General features: G+C 71.8%; 20 protein-coding genes. 8 read left to right on the top strand and 12 right to left on the bottom strand.

The features are described 5' to 3' along the window. Positions 1-6: 6 nt before the first annotated feature. Together FLW16_RS31750 and FLW16_RS31745 are read right to left on the bottom strand one after the other, a co-directional pair. Positions 7-654, bottom strand: a complete 648-nt coding sequence (locus FLW16_RS31750; protein WP_142563814.1) for a PadR family transcriptional regulator — start codon at positions 652-654, stop codon at positions 7-9. Positions 655-758: 104 nt separating this feature from the next. Next, the gene (locus FLW16_RS31745; RefSeq protein WP_142563813.1) at positions 759-1,742 is read right to left on the bottom strand and encodes a hypothetical protein; all 984 of its coding nucleotides are present in this window, start codon (positions 1,740-1,742) and stop codon (positions 759-761) included. 446 nt (positions 1,743-2,188) lie between these two features. Here FLW16_RS31745 and FLW16_RS31740 point away from each other — a divergent pair, with 446 nt between their 5' ends. The 3 genes from FLW16_RS31740 to FLW16_RS31730 all read left to right on the top strand — a co-directional run bounded on the left by FLW16_RS31740 (position 2,189) and on the right by FLW16_RS31730 (position 6,828). Continuing rightward, complete coding sequence (locus tag FLW16_RS31740; protein WP_142563812.1) at positions 2,189-2,851, top strand: DsbA family protein; 663 nt, start codon at positions 2,189-2,191, stop codon at positions 2,849-2,851. Between the two features lie 94 nt (positions 2,852-2,945). Beyond that, positions 2,946-4,991: a hydantoinase/oxoprolinase family protein gene (locus FLW16_RS31735; RefSeq protein ID WP_142563811.1), complete on the top strand. Its 2,046-nt coding sequence runs from the start codon at positions 2,946-2,948 to the stop codon at positions 4,989-4,991. Further along, a complete protein-coding gene (locus FLW16_RS31730; protein ID WP_142563810.1) occupies positions 4,981-6,828 on the top strand; it encodes a hydantoinase B/oxoprolinase family protein in 1,848 nt (615 codons plus the stop codon). Before FLW16_RS31735 ends, FLW16_RS31730 begins: the two co-directional genes overlap by 11 nt. A 76-nt stretch (positions 6,829-6,904) precedes the next feature. On the opposite strand, the gene FLW16_RS31725 is transcribed toward FLW16_RS31730, so the two are convergent. Then, on the bottom strand, positions 6,905-7,195 hold the full coding sequence (locus tag FLW16_RS31725) for a hypothetical protein (protein WP_142563809.1): 291 nt from the start codon (positions 7,193-7,195) through the stop codon (positions 6,905-6,907). Positions 7,196-7,303: 108 nt separating this feature from the next. Between FLW16_RS31725 and FLW16_RS31720 the strand changes: the two genes are divergently transcribed. Then, positions 7,304-7,774: a hypothetical protein gene (locus FLW16_RS31720; protein WP_142563808.1), complete on the top strand. Its 471-nt coding sequence runs from the start codon at positions 7,304-7,306 to the stop codon at positions 7,772-7,774. On the opposite strand, the gene FLW16_RS31715 is transcribed toward FLW16_RS31720, so the two are convergent. Then, on the bottom strand, positions 7,771-9,690 hold the full coding sequence (locus tag FLW16_RS31715) for a hypothetical protein (RefSeq protein WP_142563807.1): 1,920 nt from the start codon (positions 9,688-9,690) through the stop codon (positions 7,771-7,773). The two genes, FLW16_RS31720 and FLW16_RS31715, sit on opposite strands and share 4 nt — an antisense overlap. A gap of 210 nt (positions 9,691-9,900) precedes the next feature. Here FLW16_RS31715 and FLW16_RS44015 point away from each other — a divergent pair, with 210 nt between their 5' ends. The 3 genes from FLW16_RS44015 to FLW16_RS31705 all read left to right on the top strand — a co-directional run bounded on the left by FLW16_RS44015 (position 9,901) and on the right by FLW16_RS31705 (position 12,855). Beyond that, a complete protein-coding gene (locus FLW16_RS44015) occupies positions 9,901-10,056 on the top strand; it encodes a hypothetical protein (RefSeq protein ID WP_185949681.1) in 156 nt (51 codons plus the stop codon). Between the two features lie 133 nt (positions 10,057-10,189). Continuing rightward, the gene (locus FLW16_RS31710; RefSeq protein WP_142563806.1) at positions 10,190-11,356 is read left to right on the top strand and encodes a CaiB/BaiF CoA-transferase family protein; all 1,167 of its coding nucleotides are present in this window, start codon (positions 10,190-10,192) and stop codon (positions 11,354-11,356) included. Further along, on the top strand, positions 11,353-12,855 hold the full coding sequence (locus FLW16_RS31705) for a carboxyl transferase domain-containing protein (protein WP_142563805.1): 1,503 nt from the start codon (positions 11,353-11,355) through the stop codon (positions 12,853-12,855). The genes FLW16_RS31710 and FLW16_RS31705 overlap by 4 nt, the downstream gene beginning before the upstream one ends. A gap of 46 nt (positions 12,856-12,901) precedes the next feature. Here FLW16_RS31705 and FLW16_RS31700 read toward each other — a convergent pair whose 3' ends face one another. The 5 genes from FLW16_RS31700 to FLW16_RS31680 are packed head-to-tail and all read right to left on the bottom strand — an operon-like array spanning position 12,902 to position 15,775. Beyond that, positions 12,902-13,348 carry a hypothetical protein gene (locus tag FLW16_RS31700; RefSeq protein WP_142563804.1) on the bottom strand — a complete coding sequence of 149 codons (447 nt, stop codon included), beginning with the start codon at positions 13,346-13,348 and terminating at the stop codon, positions 12,902-12,904. Further along, the gene (locus FLW16_RS31695) at positions 13,345-13,803 is read right to left on the bottom strand and encodes a hypothetical protein (RefSeq protein ID WP_260615788.1); all 459 of its coding nucleotides are present in this window, start codon (positions 13,801-13,803) and stop codon (positions 13,345-13,347) included. Before FLW16_RS31695 ends, FLW16_RS31700 begins: the two co-directional genes overlap by 4 nt. Positions 13,804-13,813: 10 nt before the next feature. Further along, positions 13,814-14,605 carry a carbon-nitrogen hydrolase family protein gene (locus tag FLW16_RS31690; protein ID WP_142563803.1) on the bottom strand — a complete coding sequence of 264 codons (792 nt, stop codon included), beginning with the start codon at positions 14,603-14,605 and terminating at the stop codon, positions 13,814-13,816. Continuing rightward, positions 14,535-15,572, bottom strand: coding sequence for a DUF418 domain-containing protein (locus FLW16_RS31685; protein WP_142563802.1), 1,038 nt, complete (start codon positions 15,570-15,572; stop codon positions 14,535-14,537). The genes FLW16_RS31690 and FLW16_RS31685 overlap by 71 nt, the downstream gene beginning before the upstream one ends. A gap of 2 nt (positions 15,573-15,574) precedes the next feature. Next, the gene (locus FLW16_RS31680; RefSeq protein WP_142563801.1) at positions 15,575-15,775 is read right to left on the bottom strand and encodes a hypothetical protein; all 201 of its coding nucleotides are present in this window, start codon (positions 15,773-15,775) and stop codon (positions 15,575-15,577) included. A gap of 147 nt (positions 15,776-15,922) precedes the next feature. Here FLW16_RS31680 and FLW16_RS31675 point away from each other — a divergent pair, with 147 nt between their 5' ends. After that, on the top strand, positions 15,923-16,807 hold the full coding sequence (locus FLW16_RS31675) for an alpha/beta fold hydrolase (RefSeq protein ID WP_142563800.1): 885 nt from the start codon (positions 15,923-15,925) through the stop codon (positions 16,805-16,807). A gap of 314 nt (positions 16,808-17,121) precedes the next feature. Here the strand turns inward: FLW16_RS31675 and FLW16_RS44010 are convergent, their stop codons facing one another. From FLW16_RS44010 to FLW16_RS44685, 3 genes are all read right to left on the bottom strand, one after another. Beyond that, positions 17,122-17,268, bottom strand: coding sequence for a hypothetical protein (locus tag FLW16_RS44010; RefSeq protein ID WP_185949680.1), 147 nt, complete (start codon positions 17,266-17,268; stop codon positions 17,122-17,124). A gap of 128 nt (positions 17,269-17,396) precedes the next feature. Next, a complete protein-coding gene (locus FLW16_RS31670) occupies positions 17,397-18,428 on the bottom strand; it encodes a KGGVGR-motif variant AAA ATPase (RefSeq protein WP_142563799.1) in 1,032 nt (343 codons plus the stop codon). A 13-nt stretch (positions 18,429-18,441) separates the two neighbouring features. Next, positions 18,442-18,799, bottom strand: a 358-nt coding sequence (locus tag FLW16_RS44685) for a hypothetical protein (RefSeq protein WP_221891383.1), incomplete at its 5' end; no start/stop codon positions are given.

The raw sequence follows: 18,799 nt of genomic DNA, 5'->3' as shown, positions 1-18,799 counted from the left end.
CCAGGGCTAAATGTCGGTGATGTTGTTCTCCGCGAGTTCCTTCATCTCGGCCGACAGTCCGCCGGCCTCGTGGAAGGCCCGCCACTCCTGCAGTCCGGGGAAGGTGCCCGCGGTCAGCTCGTCGAGCAGGGCCCCGATCCAGCCCTCTTCCGCCTTGAGTATCGCCAGGTCGTACTCCGTCTCGATGAGGAACAGCCGCGGCACCTGCGCGCTGTCACGTTCGTAGAGCTCCTCCAGCCCGGCGATCCCCTTCCTGATCGCCACGAGCCGGTCGGTGAGCAGCCCGGCCACGTCGTCCGGGGGGAGCACCGCCATGACCGACAGGCCGGCTCGAAACCACGGGAACTCCGTGTGGGGAACGCTGAGCAGCTCCCGGGTCCAGTCGACCAGCTCCTCCCGGCCCGCCTCGGTGATCTGGTAGACGGTCCGCTCCGGGCGGCGCCCCTGGCGACCGCTCTCCAGTTCCTCGATCAGCCCATGCTTGGCCAGGTTGCCGACGACCGTGTAGAGGGACCCCCACTTGATCCCCATGTCGTGCTCTTTGTTCCAGCCGCGCAGGGCCGCCGCCATCTCGTAGGGATGCATCGGCCGATGCGCGAGCGCGGAGAGCACCGCCAATGCCAGCAGGTTCGCCACCCTGCGCCGCTTCGCCATCGCCGATCACCCTCTTGCTCGCTTACTCGCCAACGAATATACGGCTGCGAGTCGATCGACCGCAAGGCGGGGACCTGGCGTACGCCGGGGGTGGGCCGGGCGGATCAGGCGCCGCGGTAGACGGCCGCTCTGCGGACACCGCCGGCCTTGCAGGAGGAACGGGTCCCGACCGCCCACAGCACCGGCGTCCCGGGCCGGGAGGCCAGGGCCGTGACGTCGCCTCCCAGGCACTTTCCGTCCTCCAGCCGCTGGCGCAGGGTGATACGGCCGTTCCGGTCCATGTGGAGGAGCCGGCTGCCCCACTGCGCCTCGATCCACGCGCCGTGCCTGCCGTCGTCCACGATCTCGGTGAGACCGGTCCCGTCGAACTCGTCGTCGTGGATGACGTCCATGGACCACTCGCGGCCGTTCCAGTGGCCGATCAGCCATCGTGCGGGCTGCTCCTCGCCGGTGTCGTTGAAGACGCCCCCGACCGCCCACACGTCCCTCGTGCCGCGTACGAGGACGTCCCGGAAGAGCGCGCTCAACCCCTGCACCAACGGCAGGCGGGGAAGGGCCACACCGGTCCAGGTGCGGCCGTTCCACCTCGCTGCGGCGGGCTGACGGGTGGCCATGTCCCGGCCCACCGCCCACACGTTCGAGGGGGCGTGCCCGTCGATCGACTCGGCCCAGATCGGCACGTGGGTGTCCGTCCAGCGGCCGTCGGGCAGCCGGCGCTCGACGACGGGGGCGTTCGCCTGGTCGCCGCCGGCCTTCCGCGCCAGGAACCACACCTCCGGGCCGATCGCCCGCGCCCTGGTGATGCCGAGGCCGCCGCCGAGATCGGTGATCCGCCAGGATCGGCCGTCCCACCGCGCGGCGGAGGACCGGGACGTGTCCGGGGCGTAATCGGGGGCGCCGGTGAAGACCCACAGGCGATCCTCCCGGTCCACCACCACGGCGCGCCCGGGACCTTCCACGCCGGCCAGGGGAACCCGCTTCCAGCCGCGTACGGTGAACCGTCCCACCCAGGCTTCGTCGTTGACGTCCGCGCCGACGGCCCAGGCGCTCCCGTCCGCTCGCATCGCCACGTCGGCGAACGTCGTCACAGGCTCCGTCGCCGGGAGGACACGTACCGGCCGCCACGGTCCCGCCAGGGTGGGGGCGGGCATGGCCGGGGACGCGGACCTCGGGGTCGGCTGTTCGGGCGGGGGCGTGCGCCGGGCCGGCGGCTGCGGCCGGTCACTGTCCGACGAGGCGCGCACGGTACGACGCCCCTCCTCGGGTTGGGCGCACGACGCGACCAGGACGGCCGAGAGCAGAGCGATGAGGAGCTTCCCGCCGAGTGACATGCGCCACAGCGAACTAGACGCACCGGCCGCGCCGCAACCGGCCGGCGGCCTGCTTCCAGCCCCGGTGCGGCCCGCGACCACACGGACCGAGGAGCGCCGCGCGCGGCCGGTTGACACCGGGCGCGACGGCGACTGTCCCCGCCACCTTCGGGCAACGCCGTCGGCGGGGAATCGGCCGTCGCTGGCGCTGGTTGGCACTTGTCGTGAAAGTCGAGATCTTCTCCGATGTCGTGTGTCCCTGGTGCTACATCGGCCACCACCGTCTCCAGCAGGCCGTACGCCTTTACGAGGGAGACGTCGAGGTCGCCCATCGTCCGTTCCAGCTCGACCCTGACGGGGTCTCCGGCGGTGAGCCGCTGCTGGGCGCGCTGGAGCGCAAGTTCGGCGGCGCCGCCCAGGTGGCGCAGATGACCGGTCACGTCACGGGCGTGGCGGCGCAGGACGGGCTGGAGCTCCGTTTCGACCGGGCGGTCGCCGCCAACACGTTCGAGGCGCACCGGCTGATCCGGCTGGCCGGCCGCGCGGGGCGTGACGCGGACATGTCCGACCGGCTCTTCCGGGCGCACTTCACCGACGGCCTCGACGTCGGCGACCCCGCCACGCTGGCCGCCCTGGCCGCCGAGGCGGGAGTCGAGGACACCGGTGAGGGGGCGGACGAGGTGCGCGCGGAGCTGGCCCGCGCCCGTGCGCTCGGCGTCCGCGCCGTCCCGCTGTTCCTGTTCGAGGAGAAGTTCGCCGTCTCCGGCGCGCAGCCCGTCGAGACGCTCGTGGCCGCCCTGCGGGAGGTCGAGGCGCGTACGGCCGAGGAGAGGGCCGTACGCGTGCCAGCCGGCGAGGACTGCGACGACGGCACCTGCGCCGTGTAAGGCACCAATCCGGGCAGGGTGTGACGACAGGACGGCGATTCTTCGGCAGAGTGCGCCGGTTCTTCCGGTCGGCGGCGATCGGTAAACACGGAGCATGTCCAGCGTCCGCATCGGGGTCGACACAGGCGGCACCTTCACCGACGTCGTGCTCGTCGACGAGGAGTCCGGCCAGATCGTCACGACCAAGACTCCCTCGACTCCTGCCAACCCGGCCGACGGGTTCATGGCAGGCGTTCACAAGGTGCTCGAGGCCCACGCGGGGTCCCGCGCCCTCGATGCCGTGTCCGCCCTCGTCCACGGCACCACCGTCGCCACCAACCAGTTGCTGGAGGACCGCCCGGACGGCACGTCTCACCTGGGCTTCGTCACCACGGAGGGCTTCGAGTCCGTCCTGGAGATCGCCCGGCAGAGCGTGCCGGACGGGTACGGCAACTCCTACTTCTGGGTCAAGCCGCCGCGGATCGTGCCCGTCCACCGGGTGCGGACCGTCGGGGGACGGCTCGACCACCTCGGCCGTGAGGTCCGGCCGTTCGACGAGGAGCAGGCCGCGGACGTCGCACGGTGGTTCAGGGAGCGGGGCGTCACCGCGATCGGGGTGTGCTTCCTGCACTCCTACGCCAACCCCGGGCACGAACGACGGATGCGCGAGGTGCTGGAGCGCGAGCACCCCGAGGCGGTCGTGTCGCTGTCGAGCGACGTGCTGCGGGAGTACCGGGAGTACGAGCGGTCGGTGACCACGCTGGTCGACGCGGCGGTCAAGCCGATCATGCGACGCTACATCGAGAACCTGTCGGAGCGGCTCGGCCGGCCGTTCTCCGTCATGAAGAGCAACGGCGGCGTGCTGTCGGCGGCCGAGGTGGTGCACCAGCCGATCACGACCGTGCTGTCCGGCCCGGCCGCGGGGGCGCTCGGCGCGGCGCTGATCGCGGGGGCCGCCGGGCATCCGAGCGCCATCACCCTCGACGGCGGCGGCACCTCGACCGACGTGGCCGTCGTGGTGGACGGAGAGCCGTCGCTGACGACCGAGGGCAGCATCGGCCGCTACCCGTGCAAGATCCCGATGATCGACATCGTCACGGTCGGGGCGGGCGGCGGGTCCATCGCCTGGGTCACCCCCGAGGGGACGCTGAAGGTCGGCCCGAGGTCGGCGGGCGCGGACCCCGGGCCGATCTGCTACGGCAGGGGCGGCGCCGAGGTGACGGTGACCGACGCGCACGTCTTCCTCGGGCGGGTGCCCCCGCATCTGCTCGGCGGCGAGATCCCCCTCGACGTCGCCGCCGCGCGGGCGGGCGTCGAGGCGCTGGCGGCCCGCCTGGGGCTGACCCCGGAACGCTGCGCCACCGGGATCCTGGAGATCAGCGCGTTCAACCAGTCGAACGCGATCAGGCAGATCACCGTCCAGCGCGGCCTCGACGTGCGGGACTTCCCGATGGTCGCCTTCGGCGGCTCCGGGCCGCTGCTGGCATGCCGCCTCATCGACATCCTCGGGCTGCGGGCCGCGATCGTCCCGCCCGACCCCGGGAACGTGTCCGCGTTCGGCCTGCTCACGGTCGACGTGAAGAACGACTACGTGCGCACGCACGTCGCCCGCGACCCCTCCCCGGAAACGCTCGGCGAGATCCTCGCCGACCTGGAGGCCCAGGCGGCGGCCGCGCTCGACCGCGAGGGATTCGCCGGGCACGTGTACGCGCGCAGCGCCGACCTGCGCTACTACGGCCAGGCGTACGAGGTGCGGGTGCCGGCCCCCGACGGCCCGGTGGACGAGGCATGGCTCGGGGTGATCGCCGAGCGGTTCCACGCCGAGCACGAGAGGCTCTACGGGTACGGCTACCGCGACGACCCGCGCCACGCCGTCGAGTGGGTCAACCTCCGGGTGTCCGGCATCGGCCCGATCACCCGGCCGAAGATCGCGCGCAGGCCCCGCCAGGAGGACGAGCCGAGCCCGGTCGCGACCCGCGACGTGTACTACGACCAGTGGGGCCGGACCGTGATCTACCGCCGTGCCGACCTCGGCGCGGGAGCCGTGGTGCGCGGCCCGGCCGTGATCGAGGAGTACGGCTCGACCCTGCCGGTGCACCCCGGCTTCACGGCGACCATGGACGACTACGGCAACCTCGTGGTGGTGAGCGATGACCGGTAGGACCGTCGACCCCGTGCTCGTGGAGATCGTGGAGGGCACGCTCGCCTCCGTGGAGATGGAGGTGGAGACCGCGATCGCCCGCACCGCCCGCTCGCCGATGATCCGCGACGCCCACGACTTCCGCGCGGGCATCCACGACGCGCGGCTGCGCAAGCTGACCGGGCGCTCCTATTCGGCGCTGGTGCAGCCGATCGTCCGTGACTTCCCGATCGACACCATGCGGCCGGGCGACGTCTTCTTCCACAACGACGTCTACCTCTCCGAGGGCGGCATCGGCCACCTGCCCGACCTGTGCGTGACGGTGCCGGTCTTCCACGGGGGCGACGTCGTCGCGTTCGTCCAGGCGTTCGGCCACCACGACGACATCGGCGGCGCGGTGCCGGGATCGATGCCGTCGCACGCGCGCAGCGCGTTCGAGGAGGGCCTGATGGTCCCGCCCATCAAGCTCTGGGACCAGGGCGTGCCCAACCGCGCCGCGCTCACCATCATGACGCGCAACTCGCGGATGCCCGACTCCCTGGCGGGGGACCTCGACGCGGAGTGCTCGGCCTGCCTCATGGGCGCCCGGCGGCTCGGCGAGCTGTTCGACCGGTACGGCCGGGAGGCGGTCGAGGCGTGCTTCGACGCGATCATCGACAAGACGACCGAGACGTTCCGCCGCGAGCTGCTCACGAAGATCCCCGAGGGTGTGCACGTCTGGGAGGACTACGCCGAACACGACGGCGTGGACGAGCCGCGCCTGCACACCCAGCGGATCACGCTCACCGTCGACCACGCGGCGGACACCCCGCTGACCATCGACTTCACCGGCACCTCGCCCCAGGCCAAGGGACCGATCAACCACGCCGGCGACTACGCCGACGGCGTCTTCCTGAAGAAGTGGCTGGCGCCGATCCTGCGCAACCTCGCCGACACGCCCGAGCGGATGGCCGAGCTCGACGTCAACGAGGGCGTCGTGCCGCTGATCAGGATGGTCTTCCCGGAGAAGGGCACCCTGCTGACGCCGATCTTCCCCGCGCCCACCAACGCCCGTACGTTCGTGATCCTGCGCCTGCTCGGCGTGCTGGCGGGCGTGCTGGCCAAGGCCACCGGCGGCCGCATGCCCGCCGACCAGGAGACCATCCGCTACACCGGCGTGTACGGCGAGTCGGATGACGGGCCCTACCTCATGCGCGAGGTGCTCGGCGGCGGCTCGGGCGGGCGCTGGTACGCCGACGGGGAGGACACCATCCACGTGGTGCCCGACAGCCGCAACATCCCGGTGGAGTTCGCCGAGGCACGCTGGCCGTTCCGGGTCGAGCGGCTGGGCCTGGCCGTGGACAGCGGCGGGCCGGGGGAGTTCCGCGGCGGCCTCGGCTACGACAAGCACATCCGCATGCTGCGGGACGCCTCCTTCATGTCGATCGCCGACCGCTCGATCCTGTCGTGCTGGGGCGTCAACGGCGGCCGGGCGGGCCGTCCCTTCCAGGTCACGGTGGACGGCGTGGAGATGGAGGGCCTGGTCGACGACTTCCCCGTACGCGCCGGGCAGGTCATCCGCATCCGCACGACCGGCGGAGGCGGCTGGGGCTCGCCGTACGACCGGCCGGCGCAGAGGGTGGCCGCCGACGTCCGCGACGGGAAGGTCTCGATCGAGGGCGCGCGCGAGGACTACGGCGTCGTGCTGTCCGTGTCACACGAGGCCGGAGCCGTCGGCGAGGTCGTCGTGGACGCGGAGGGGACCGAGCGCCTGCGGGAGCGGCTGCGCGAGACGCGTCCCGCCGCCTTCTTCGACCGCGGTCCCGGCTACCCCAAACTCTCCGGGGGCCTCCCGCACGCTGAGGTGGACACCGTCTGACGCGCGCTGCCCGACGGTGGGCTCGTGCGCCGGGAAGCCGAGGGCCTGGCGCGCGGACATCCGTCCCGCCCCGGCCTCAGCCGCTCATCGCGGCGGAACGGGAGACCTTGGCGGGTGTGGCGCGCAGCTCCGTCTCGAGTTCGGCGATCACGTGGTGAACGGCGCTCCTCATCCGCGCCCGCCGGCCGTTGAGCTCTTCGGCGAAGGCACGAGCGGCCGGGCCCACCCACACCGGTTCACCGCCGAACTGGGCGCAGGCCCGGTCCAGGGCCGTCTCCAGGACGTGAACGTGCTCCCGAACCGTCTCGAGCGCGGCCCGCAGGTCGTCGTACTTCGGGTTCGGCACCAGGTCGTCGTCCGTGGGCACGTTTCGGGCTCCCATTTCAATGACCGAAAAAGACAGGTGGTCGTGCCGTGCTACTCCCTGAGATTATGTGGCCGGATATGGTTCCGGCGAGACACGGAGGCGAACTCGATGCCCGGCGCGCCCCTTTCCGTACGGCTACGCCCCATCGGTGCCGCGCTCCTGCTGGCGCTTCTCACCTCAACCGCCTGCACAACAGAAAACTCCCCCACAGCAGCACAAGCAGGCCAAACCCTAAAAAAGCACGTCCTTCAACTACTGGAGGAGCGCAACGCCCAGAACGTGACCATCACCGACCCCGGCGGCAAGAACATCCCCTGCGGCGACGGCAAAGCCAAGCAAACCTTCGCCGCCACTGGCCAGGATCTCCCCCAGAGGGGACCGGCTGCTCTTGTGGACTCTTTGGTGGGAGCACTGAAGCGTGTGGCGCCGTACGACATCACCGCTGTTGGTGATCCGGGTGAACCTGTACGCGTGCGGAACAACGCCGCACACACACTCCTGACACTTGCATCACCGGGGAATGGCCAGTATTTGGTGAGTGGTGAGACGGAATGTCTGGGCGTGAGCTTGCGCGGCTAATAAATGGCTGCGCGGCGCTGTGCCGCATCTTTCCGCCCGTCGAACCGATCCGCGAGAAAGCGCGTGACCTCTCCGAAGGAATTTTTGTCGCCGCCGAGGCCGTTGGCGATGAACCATTGGTCGAGGGCTCGCAGGCCCTGGTTGCCTGACTGGGCTATGGCGGGGAAGGGGCGCAGGTTGCCCTCGCCGTCCGCGATGGCGACACCGGGCGGGCATGCGGCCTGGTAGTCCTTGGGCGATACGCCCGCGGGGAACCCGGCACCGAGGAGGAGCCCGGCCACGGTGTGCTGTCGGCCCAGGGTCTCGGCGTTGTCGCTGTCGCGCAGTCGCTCGACGTTCGTCTCGTCGCCGGGGCCGATGTTGTTCAGCAGACCACGACCCTGGTCGAGCATCAGCCACAACAGTTCCCCCTGCGGCAGGGCCTTGCCGAGCACCAGCTGGCTGACGTCCCAGGCCATGTCGTCCGCGATGGCGTTCCGCTCCGCGACGTCGTCGAGAGCCTTGAGGTGCTTCTCCGCGGCGGCGAGTTCGAAGCCGCGGACGTTGCCCAGTGCGGCGAACAGATCGTCCAGGCGAGAGGGGTCCGCGGCCTTGAGCATCGGTGGCACGTTCACGCCGACGAGGCGCTTGGCGAGGTCGCCCATGCCCTGGTCGAACGGCCTGCGGTCGGACTCGTCGCCCGCGAAGGTGAGCAGGAACCGGAAGGTGTCCTCCGGGCTCAGCCGGAACGCCGGTGACAGTCCCGGCACGCGCGACTCGACCGGGCCGAACGCGCTGGGCAGCAACTGGTTGGAGTCGCCGAGGTTCGCGCCCTCGGTCATCTCGGTGGCGTACGCGCCCGCGATCTCGGCGAGGTGGACGCGCGTGGGCGGGGCGAAGCGGAACCCCGAGGTCCCGGTGACGACGGCGAAGGCGAACCTCGCCGCGACGTCGCTGTGGGCTCCGTCCCTCTCGTCGTACGCGCCGGACGCGGCGGCGAGCACCCGCCCGAACGCGTCGGCGGACGTGGCGTCCACGGCCGCGCGGTCGTTCAGGTCCCGCAGGAACGTCACCAGGTCGGGCCGCCGGTCACGCGAGCCGAGACCCGGGCGCGTGAGCAGGCGGGCGGCGGCGTCCCTCGGCAGCGGGCTGTTCCTGGTCGCCAGCGCGATCGCGAGCCGCGCCGCCGCGGGATCGGCGGCCAGCGCCTCAAGGTACGGCGTCAGCGTCTCGCCGCCTGTCTTCTCCCCGGGGAGGAACACCTGCGTGGCCACCACCTCGGCCAGCCACTCGGTGGGCAGGCGTCCCGCCGACAGCAGGTCGCCGATGTCCCTGCGGTCCTCCTCGTCGTCCGCCCTGGTGCGCACGGCGGCGGCGACGGCCGCGAAGCCGGGGACCGCGGACCCTCCGCTCACCGCCGAGCCGAACGCCCGGCTCACGGTCCGCACGGCCTCGTCCACGTTCTCCTGCAGCACCTGGCGCAGCCGCCGGGGCAGTTCGACGGTCCGGCGTACGCCGATGCCGGCGAAGAAGGCGGCGGTGAACTCGGAGTCGTCGGCGTGCGCGGCCAGGTTCTCGACGAGCTTGCGGTACTTGTCCACGAGGTGGAAGTCGAACGGGGCGTCCGGATCGACGTCCTTGTACGCCGCGGCGAGTGCGCCGCCCAGCCGCCGGGCCTCGGCCGCCCCGAGTAGGTTCTTCTCGTCGTACGGCACGAGCGAGCCCGGCGACCAGCTGGGCGCCTGGGAGAGGCCCACGGCCATCCGGTGGCGGCGGCGCAGGTCGGGCAGCCGTTCGTCGATCCACCGTTCGACCTCACCGATGGGGCTCAGGGACGCGGCGGACAGTCCCCTCGCGGCGAACACCCGCCGGACGGCCTCGGCGCGTTCCCCGATGACCCCGCGGGCGTGCTCCAGTTCCTTGACGAAACGATCCATGGGCCCGGGGGATATGCCGCTGAAGTCCGGAGACAACGGCCCCGTGCCCGGTGCATCCGATCCCACGTCTCGCCCCCAGGTCGCGTACCGACACCGCACGTCGTCCCCTGCTTTCACCGTACCGCCCCGCGCGCCCCCGGTACCGGTGATTGGCGGCGGTGTCCGTGGGTAGCCGTTTAGTAACGGCACAAACGGGATGGTGAGTTATAAATGGCATCTATCGTCCAGCGCATCAGGGACTACCTGCAGAGCCCCAAGGGCCGGGAGAACGTCGAAAAGGCCAGGACCGCGGTGCGTGATCCGCAGAACCAGCAGCGGCTGCGCCGGCTGATGGACCAGTGGCGCGGCCGTCGCACGCATCGCTGACGCGGCCCGCGAGCGCCGGGCCGTGCGGACGGCCGGAGCACGGACAGGGCTGTCGTGCAGGCGGGGTGACCTGGCAGGCTTGCCGGTGGAGACCGAAGGACGTTCTCCTTAGCGACCCCCGTGGAGGCTGGCCGTGCAGGGACCTCTCAGCGGCATCGTCGTCCTCGATCTGTCCCGGGCCCTCGCCGGGCCCCACTGCGCGCAGATGCTCGGCGACCTGGGCGCCCACGTGATCAAGGTGGAGCACCCGTCGGGGGACGAGTCGCGCGGATGGGGCCCGCCCTTCGTCGGCCCGGATCGCGACATATCCACGTACTTCCTCGCGGCCAACCGCAACAAGCGGTCGATCACGGTGGACATGAAGTCCGAGGAGGGCCGCGACCTGATCGAGCGGCTCGTACGGCAGAGCGACGTGCTGGTGGAGAACTTCCGCACCGGCGTGCTCGACCGCCTCGGGTTCTCCGCCGAGCGCCTGCACGCGCTCAATCCCCGGCTGGTGATCCTGTCCATCACCGGGTTCGGCCACGACGGTCCCGAGGGCGGCCGGCCGGGCTACGACCAGATCGCCCAGGGGGAGGCCGGGCTTATGTCGCTGACCGGTCCTTCGCCCGACGAGCCGTACCGGGTCGGGGCCTCGATCGCCGACCTGCTCGCGGGCATCCACGGCGCGTACGGCGTGGTCGCGGCGCTGTACGAGCGCGAACGCACCGGTCGCGGGACGGTCGTCAGGACGTCCCTGCTCGCGTCGGTGGTGGGTGTGCACTCCTACCACGGCACCGCCTGGACCGTCGGCGGCGCGGTGCCGAAGGCGGGCGGCAACCACCATGCCTCCATCGCCCCGTACGGCGCCTTCCGCTGCGCCGACGGCATGATCCAGATCGCGGTGGCCAACGACGGGCAGTGGCGCAAGGTCGCCCAGCTACTGGACATCGATCCCGAAATGCCGAAATATGCGACAAACAGGGATAGGTTCGCCCATCGGGAAGAGCTGATCGCCGAGATGGAGAAGGCGCTGGCGGCGCACGATCGCGAGCACTGGCTCGCGGCGCTGCGGGAGATCGGCGTGCCCGCGGGCGCGATCCGGTCGATCGACGAGGTGTACGCCTGGGACCAGGTGCGGTCGCAGGGCCTGCTCGTCACCGTCGACCACCCCGTGCTCGGCCCGATCGAGCTGCCCGGCCCGCCGCTGCGGTTCGACGGCCGAGCCTCGGATGACGGGCACGCCGCGCCTCGCGGCCTGGGCCAGGACAACGACGCCGTGCTCGACTGGCTGGCCGAACGGGAGCGGCGCTCGCCATGAACGAAGGCGGCGCGGGCCGGCCGGACGCGCGGGCGCTGATCGCCAGGGTGCTCGATCCGCACTCGTGGAAGTCGTGGGACGAGCCTCCGCGGGACCGGGCCGCGCCCGGGTCGGAGTACGCCGCCGAACTCGCCCGCGTCCGGACCAGGACGGGATACGACGAGTCGGTCGTCACCGGTGAGGGCGCGCTCGACGGGCGCAGGGTGGCCGTCGTCGCCTGTGAGTTCTCCTTCCTGGCCGGCTCGATCGGGGTGGCGGCGGCCGAGCGGCTCGTCCGGGCCGTCGAACGGGCCACCGCCGAGCGCCTGCCGCTGCTCGCCGCCCCCGCCAGCGGCGGCACCCGCATGCAGGAGGGCGCGCTGGCCTTCACCCAGATGGTGAAGATCACCGCGGCGGTCGCCGCCCACCGCGCCGCCGGCCTGCCGTACGTCGTCTATCTGCGCCATCCCACGACGGGCGGGGTGTTCGCGTCGTGGGGCTCGCTCGGGCATGTGACGGCCGCTGAGCCGGGCGCGCTCATCGGCTTCCTCGGGCCTCGGGTGTTCGAATCGCTGCACGGCTACCCGTTCCCCCAGGGAGTCCAGGTCGCGGAGAACCTCTACGCCCACGGGCTGGTCGACGCCGTGGTCTCGGCCGAGGACGCGCGGGAGATCGCCATCCGGGCGCTGGCCGTGCTCTGCGCCCCGCGCGAGGGCCTGGAGCCCGGCCCGGAACCCGAGGAGGCGGCCGAACCGGCACCGGCGTGGGAGGCCATCACCCGCTCGCGCCGCGACGACCGCCCCGGCGTGCGCGAACTGCTCAGATACGGCGCGCGGGACGTGACCCCGCTGCACGGCACCGGCACGGGGGAGCGCGACCCCGGCCTTCTGCTGGCGCTGGCCAGATTCGGCGCCGCGCCCGCCGTCGTCCTCGGCCAGGACCGGCGGCGGCAGCGGGCGGGCAGCACGCTCGGCCCGGCCGGGCTGCGGGTGGCCAGGCGCGGCATGCGCCTGGCCGGCGAACTACGGCTGCCGCTGGTCACGGTCGTCGACACCGGCGGGGCGGAGCTGTCGAAGGCGGCAGAGGAGGGCGGCCTGGCCGCCGAGATCGCCCGCTGCCTGGCCGACCTCGTCATGCTCGACGCGCCGACCGTGTGCCTGTTGCTGGGGGAGGGCGCGGGCGGCGCCGCGCTGGCCCTGCTCCCGGCCGACCGGGTCGTCTGCGCGCAGCACGCCTGGCTGTCGCCGCTCCCGCCGGAGGGCGCGTCGGCGTTGCTGTACCGGACCGTCGACTTCGCCCCGGAGATCGCCGCCGCCCAGGGCGTGCGCGCCGCCGACCTGCGGCGGGACGGCATCGTGGACAGGATCGTGCCGGAACGGCCGGACGCGGCGTACGAGCCGGAGGAGTTCTGCCGCAGGGCCGGCCGCACGCTCGAACACGAGATCGCGGGCCTGCTGGACCGCCCGGCGGGGGAGCGGACGGCGGCCCGCTTCGCCCGCTACCGGTCGCTGGGCTCCTGAACCGTCCTCCGCTTCCACCGGCAATGGGCTGCCTCGGCCCGGGTCCTCAGGAGCTCTCGTGACCGTCCGCCCGGTCAGCAGTGAGCGGCACCGGGACGCGCTCCACCCGGATCGCGTGGACCTCGTCGCGGGGCACGACCACCTCGTACGCGCCGTGGTCCACCAGCCAGTAGCCGAGCGCCTCGGCCTTCAGGCCGTTGTGGCCGGTGTAGGCGATGTGCAGGCCGCCCTCCCCGCCGTCGCCGCCGTCGTCCTCGTCGAGCACGAGGCACGGCTCGCCGCCGAACGCCCCGACCGTGCGCAGCAGGGTCAGCCGCTCCAGCGCGGCCCGGCTCACCCGCAGCCGCCAGTAGCCGCCCGCGGCGGTGAACCCCTCCTGCGGCGTCTCGCTGAACAGCACCACGTCGTCGCCGCCGGGCCCGACCGCGGCGGCGTAGTCCCGGTCGCGGTAGCGGGCGACGAACCCCAGGCCGACCGGCTCGATCTCGCTCATCGCGCCGGCCGCCAGGTCAGGCCGTCGTACCCGGCGAAGGGACGCTCCCCGGCCGCGGTGAGGTGGACGATCTCCGCGCCCGCGGGGATCGGCATGGGCATGGTGTGGAACTGCGGCACCACCTGCTCGCGCGAGGCGGTGAAGCCGTTCCCGGTGAAGGGCGGTGCATCGCTCCAATCACCGCCCATGTGCGGTCCGTACGGGACGACGTAGGTGTCGATGTCCCGCGCGTCCCAGCGCAAGATGTACAGCTCGGGCACGTCCGGCGTCAGCTCCGATCCGTCGAAGCACAGGTCGAGGGCCTCGACGAGCGCGGCGGGGGTGGTGAGGCGGTCGCAGTCCTGCACGCGGTAGACGTAGCCGGAGATGATCGTGCGACGGCCCGACAGGTACGGCACGAGCAGCCGCGGCGGAACCACCTTCTGCATCCGCGTCCTGCGTCCCGGCTCGCTCATGGGGCCAAGTTTACGATCTGCTGACTCCGAGCCGGCGGTGTTCGAGCGAGGGGAGGGTGGCGCGCGCTGTCTCGGTCCACGCCGCGTCGATCTCCGCGATCAGCACACCGGGGCCCGTGCCCAGGTCATGCCGGGCGACGCCCATCGGATCGACGAGCATGCTGCGGCCCACACCGAACCCGTCCGGTATGGCGGGATTGGGCGCTTGACCGACCGCGATGGTCCAGGTGGTGTTCTCGATCGCCCTGGCCCTGACGAGGGTCGTCCAGTGGTCCTCCTTCAGCGGCCCCGAGCCCCAGGCGGCGATCACCGCGAACGTGTCCGCGCCCTGGTCGACCAGCGCGCGGGCCAGTTCGGGGAAGCGGACGTCGTAACAGGTGATCAGTCCGACCCTGAGCCCGGCCAGCTCCACGACCGCCGGTGCGTCCCCCGGCGCGACCAGCTTCGACTCCTTCGCGCCGAAGGAGTCGAACAGGTGGATCTTCCGGTAGGCCGCGGCGAGCGAGCCGTCCTCCCGCAGGGCGACGGCCGTGTTCCAGACCCTGCCGTCCGCGGCGGGCTCGAAGACACCGGCGATGACGGCCGTGCCGTGCTCACGCGCGGCTTCGGCAAGGCCGGTGACGAACGGGCCGTCCAGCGGCTGGGCCGTCTCGACGATTCCCGGGCCGAACCGGGCGAGCGTCGCCTCGGGGAACACGGCGAGGTCCGCCCCCCGCGCCCGTGCGAGGGCGTCACGCACGGTCGAGAGGTTGGTCTCCGGGTCGTGGTCGACGGGGATCTGGCACAGCGCTACGCGGGTCACGGATCACAGTCTGCCCGGTCGCCGCCACGCTCCACCAGGTGCCCCGTGAGGTGCCCCACCAGGTAAGCGTGCGCCACACCCATTCCAACGGGCCGTACCGGTGCCGGGCGAGCCACCATCTGCAGAAGACCGCCTGCGCGGCGACGGTGACGACGGCGAGCACCACGACGGCTGCTCCCGTGCCGTCGGCCTTCAGAAGCGGCATCGCCATCACGATCACCGTCGTGCCCGTCACGTAGTTGGTCAGCGTCATCCGGCCCAGCGCCTCGAACACCGCCGTATGACGGGCGAGCAGCAGGAACGCCGTCGCGTAGGCCACCGCGCCGCACAGCGCCGCCGCCTGGTAGACCCCGCCGCCGGGCGGCGCGTGGTTCCACCACCAGGTCAGCCCGGCAGCGAGCAGGGCCGCCGCCCCGCACACGACGCCGAGGAACGGCCCACTGCCCAGGCCGTCGGCCCCTCCCAGGCGTCCGGCGCCCCTCCTCGCCTCCGCCTGCGGGGCGGCGGCCAGGCCGAGCAGGAACAGCGCGGTGATCAGCACGTACGGATGGGGATCCAGCACGGCGGCGACCAGGACGCCGCAGCCCACCAGCAGCACGGCCGCCCGGGGCAGGAGGCTCGCCGGAAGCAGGACGACCACCCCCAGCAGCGCGTACGGCAGCAGCACCTCGCCGGGGTCGATCAGGATGTGCGCGGCGCCCAGCGCTGCCAGCACGGCCAGGCGCCGCAGCATGACGACGCGCGGGCGCCGCGTGCGCAGCCGTGCGGAGCGCAGGAAGAGCGCGAAGGACAATCCGAACAGAAACGCGAAAATGGGATAGAAGCGGCTCTGGAACAGGTTCTCCATCACCCAGTCCAGCGAGGTCGGCCCCTGCCGCACCCTCTGCTGCCAGGCGTTGACCAGCATGATCCCGCACACGGCGAACCCGCGCAGCGCGTCGACCCGCCGGATCCTGCCTGCCGTCACGCTCACCCGTCCCTTCGTGAACCGGGCGGCCAGAGCACCAGCACCCGCATCTCCCGCTCGCGGGCGTGCGAGACGACGTCGGCCGTGCCGCCGAACCCGCGCGCCGGCAGCCCGTCCCAGACGGCGAACAGCTCGTCCGCCCGCTCCAGCATGAAGACCGAGGCGGCCATGTACGCCACCGGTTCCGGCCGTTCGAACGGCATAGAAGATAACCCGCCAAGAGGGATCGCTCCAGGGGCCGTACGGCGAAGGGCGTCGCCGTGCCGGGGCCGCCGAGCCTTTTCACGTCACACCGGTTCGGAGGATGCTGGGCCTGGAATCCTTCAACAATCGACACGGAGGGCCCGGCGTTGACGGACGGGGTGTGGTCGGCGGATGGCAAGCGGCGCCTCGTGATCGCGCAGCGGGGAAAGATCCACGGAGGCAGACCGGTGTTCCTGCTCCACGGGACGCCCGGCAGCCGGATCGGCCCCCTTCCACGGGAAGGTCTGCTCTATCGGCTGGGCGTGCGGCTCATCACCTACGACCGGCCCGGGTACGGCGACTCCGACCGGCACGAGGGCCGCAGCGTAGGGGACGTCGCCGCGGACGTGGCCGCCATCGCGGACCACCTCGGCCTGGGCCGTTTCGCGGTGGTGGGCCGCTCCGGCGGCGGGCCGCACGCGCTCGCCTGCGCCGCCCTGATCCCCCATCGGGTGACCCGGGCCGCGGTGCTCGTCGGACTCGCCCCCCTGGAGGCGGAGGGCCTCGACTGGTTCGACGGCATGTCCGATGGCAACGTCGCGGAGTACACGACCGCCATGCAGGGGCGGGCGCGGCTCGCGGCACGGCTCGGCCCGGCCGCCGCCGAGATCCGCGAGGACCCCGTACGGCTCGTGAACGCCCTCTACGGTGAACTGCCGGACTCGGACAGGAGCGTGATCGCGGACGCCGGCATCCGGACGATGCTGGTGCAGAACTACGCGGAGGCCGTGCGGACCTCCGCGTACGGCTGGATCGACGACGCCATGGCCTTCTGCTCGCCGTGGGGGTTCGACCCCGCCGAGATCAGGGTGCCGACTCTCCTGTGGCACGGCGAGGACGACGTCTTCTCACCGGTCAGCCACTCCCGCTGGCTGGCCGGGCGGATACCGACGGCCACGGTGCGGATCCAGCGGGGCGCGGCGCACTTCCACGCCCTGCACGTGCTGCCCGACCTGCTGGGCTGGCTCGCCAGAGACGGACGGGCGGCCTGACCGCAGGCCTGAGCCCGGTCACCAGGGGAGGGGTTCCAGCTCGCGGTCGACGCGGCGCCGGCTGAGGACGGCCGCGACGACCGGTCCACGCCCAGCGTCTCCTCGTAGCTCGCCCTGACCTCCGCGGCGAGTTCGAGCGCCTGTCGCTCACCGCGGCCAGGTCGCAGGCGATGTTGCACTTGCAGGCGACGCCACGGCCTGCTCGATGGCGAGCGGCAGGTCGGCGAGGTCGGCTTCCGGGCGCCGCAGGTGCTCCAGGCTCCCCCCGAGTGAAGACGTCGATCTCCGGCGCGATCTTCAAAGGGTGTACGGACTCACCGCTTTGTCTTGCCCACGCCGCCGAGTCCGAACAGAGCCTGGATGCGGCCCTTCGCGCCCGGTGGCCTGGCGGGTTGTTCCAGCAGCCGCTTCAGCACCTCGTGGCCTGCGAGGCGGCGTTCCTCGCCGGCGACCAGGTTCAAGATGGCTGGCTGGATATCGGGGGACCGCGACGTCCCTCCCTGCCCGGCGGCAGCCGTCCCCGCCGGTCGGTCGAGGGCGCGCAGCAGCGCGGCCGCTGCTGCTGCGCGTTCACACATGCGGGCCTGGGTCAGCAGGGCGGCGAGTTCAGGGTGGCGTCGTTCGGCAGCGACGGGTGGCGCCTGACGAACAGCTCCCAGCACCTCAGCCGCAGGTCCTCGTGCAGCGGCGGAAGGGACGATACCCGGCCTCCGGTGATGACGCCCGTGAGCCGCTCGTAGGCGGCCAGCAGGGAGCCGGGCGAGCCGGGCGCGTCACCGAAGGTCGCCAGGGTCTCCTCGTACGCGTAGAACGGCTTGTAGGGAATCTCGACGGCCCCCCAGTACCGGTTCGCCTGTTCCGGGTCCATGCCCGTGAGAAACCTGTCGAACTGACTGCGGGCGAACGCCCGACCGGAGTGAAGCTTTTCCCTTACCGCGTCGTCCACCCGCATCGGGATGGGCAGAATTCTGATGTCGCGATCGGCGTAGCGTCCGGCGATGTCGGCCCCTACCTGCGCGGCCCCCTCGATGCTCTGGTCGCTGAGCGTGAAGCCGAGGACCACGGTATCGGGGAACTGGACCGTGCAGATGTCGGCGATGTCACTCAAGCCGCTGCGGCTGTCGATGAGCACGTAGTCGTAGCCGCGCCGCATGTCCTCCCGTAGGGCGTCGAGGAACTGCCCTCCGCCCAGCCGCTCGTAGAAGTCGTCCCAGTCGAAGGCGGACGCCAGCGAGGAGTAATCGCGGTTCTGCCGCCCGGCCGGCAGGAGGTCGAGAGAGCCGCCGTAGGGGAAGTGGGGCCACTCGACCGGCACGACGTGCCGCCCCACGTCCGCGTACGGGGTGTGCCAGTCGGCGGTATCCGAGTCGGGACGGGTTGCGGCCCAGGCGAAGTCCTTGATCAGATCAATCACGCCGGACGTGCCGCTGATCACCTTCTCGTCCAGGAAGGGGCGGAAGAACCTGTGCAGGCCGGGAGACTCCAGGTCCCAGTCCACGATCAGCACGCGATGGCCGTTGGAGGCGAGGATCCAGGCCGTGTTGGCCAGCGCCATCGTCCTCCCCGCCCCTCCCTTGTAGGAGTAGAAGGTGACAATATGGCTGTTACTGAACTGGCTCATTGCCTCCCCTGCCTCACTCCCGCCGCGTCGTGGGGCTTGGAGCGACGCGAGCGGCGGCCGCGTCGGCCAGATGCGTGGCGGACCGTCGCCCCACCGTCGGGAGCGGCCCAGTCGGTGATCCGGCCGTCGCCTCCGTCAGCCGCTCGAGTTCCTTCTTACCGAGGAAACCGGAGACGGAAAAGCATCCGTACGCGTCACACAGCAACCGCTCGCGGCTCGGCACGCCGTTCGCACCGGGAGACAGGGTTGCGTCCACGGGAGTGGTGTAAGAGTTTCCGCTGGTAGAGGCGTGGCGTCGTGAAATGAGGACGGCCATCGCGTGATCCTTCGTGATTGCGAAGTCAAGATCGAAGGAGAAGAAAGCGATGGCC

Origin of the sequence: Microbispora sp. KK1-11, assembly GCF_006874435.1 — a bacterium.
Taxonomy (GTDB): Bacteria; Actinomycetota; Actinomycetes; order Streptosporangiales; family Streptosporangiaceae; genus Microbispora; species Microbispora catharanthi.
This window is presented reverse-complemented; position numbering and strand designations above follow the sequence as displayed.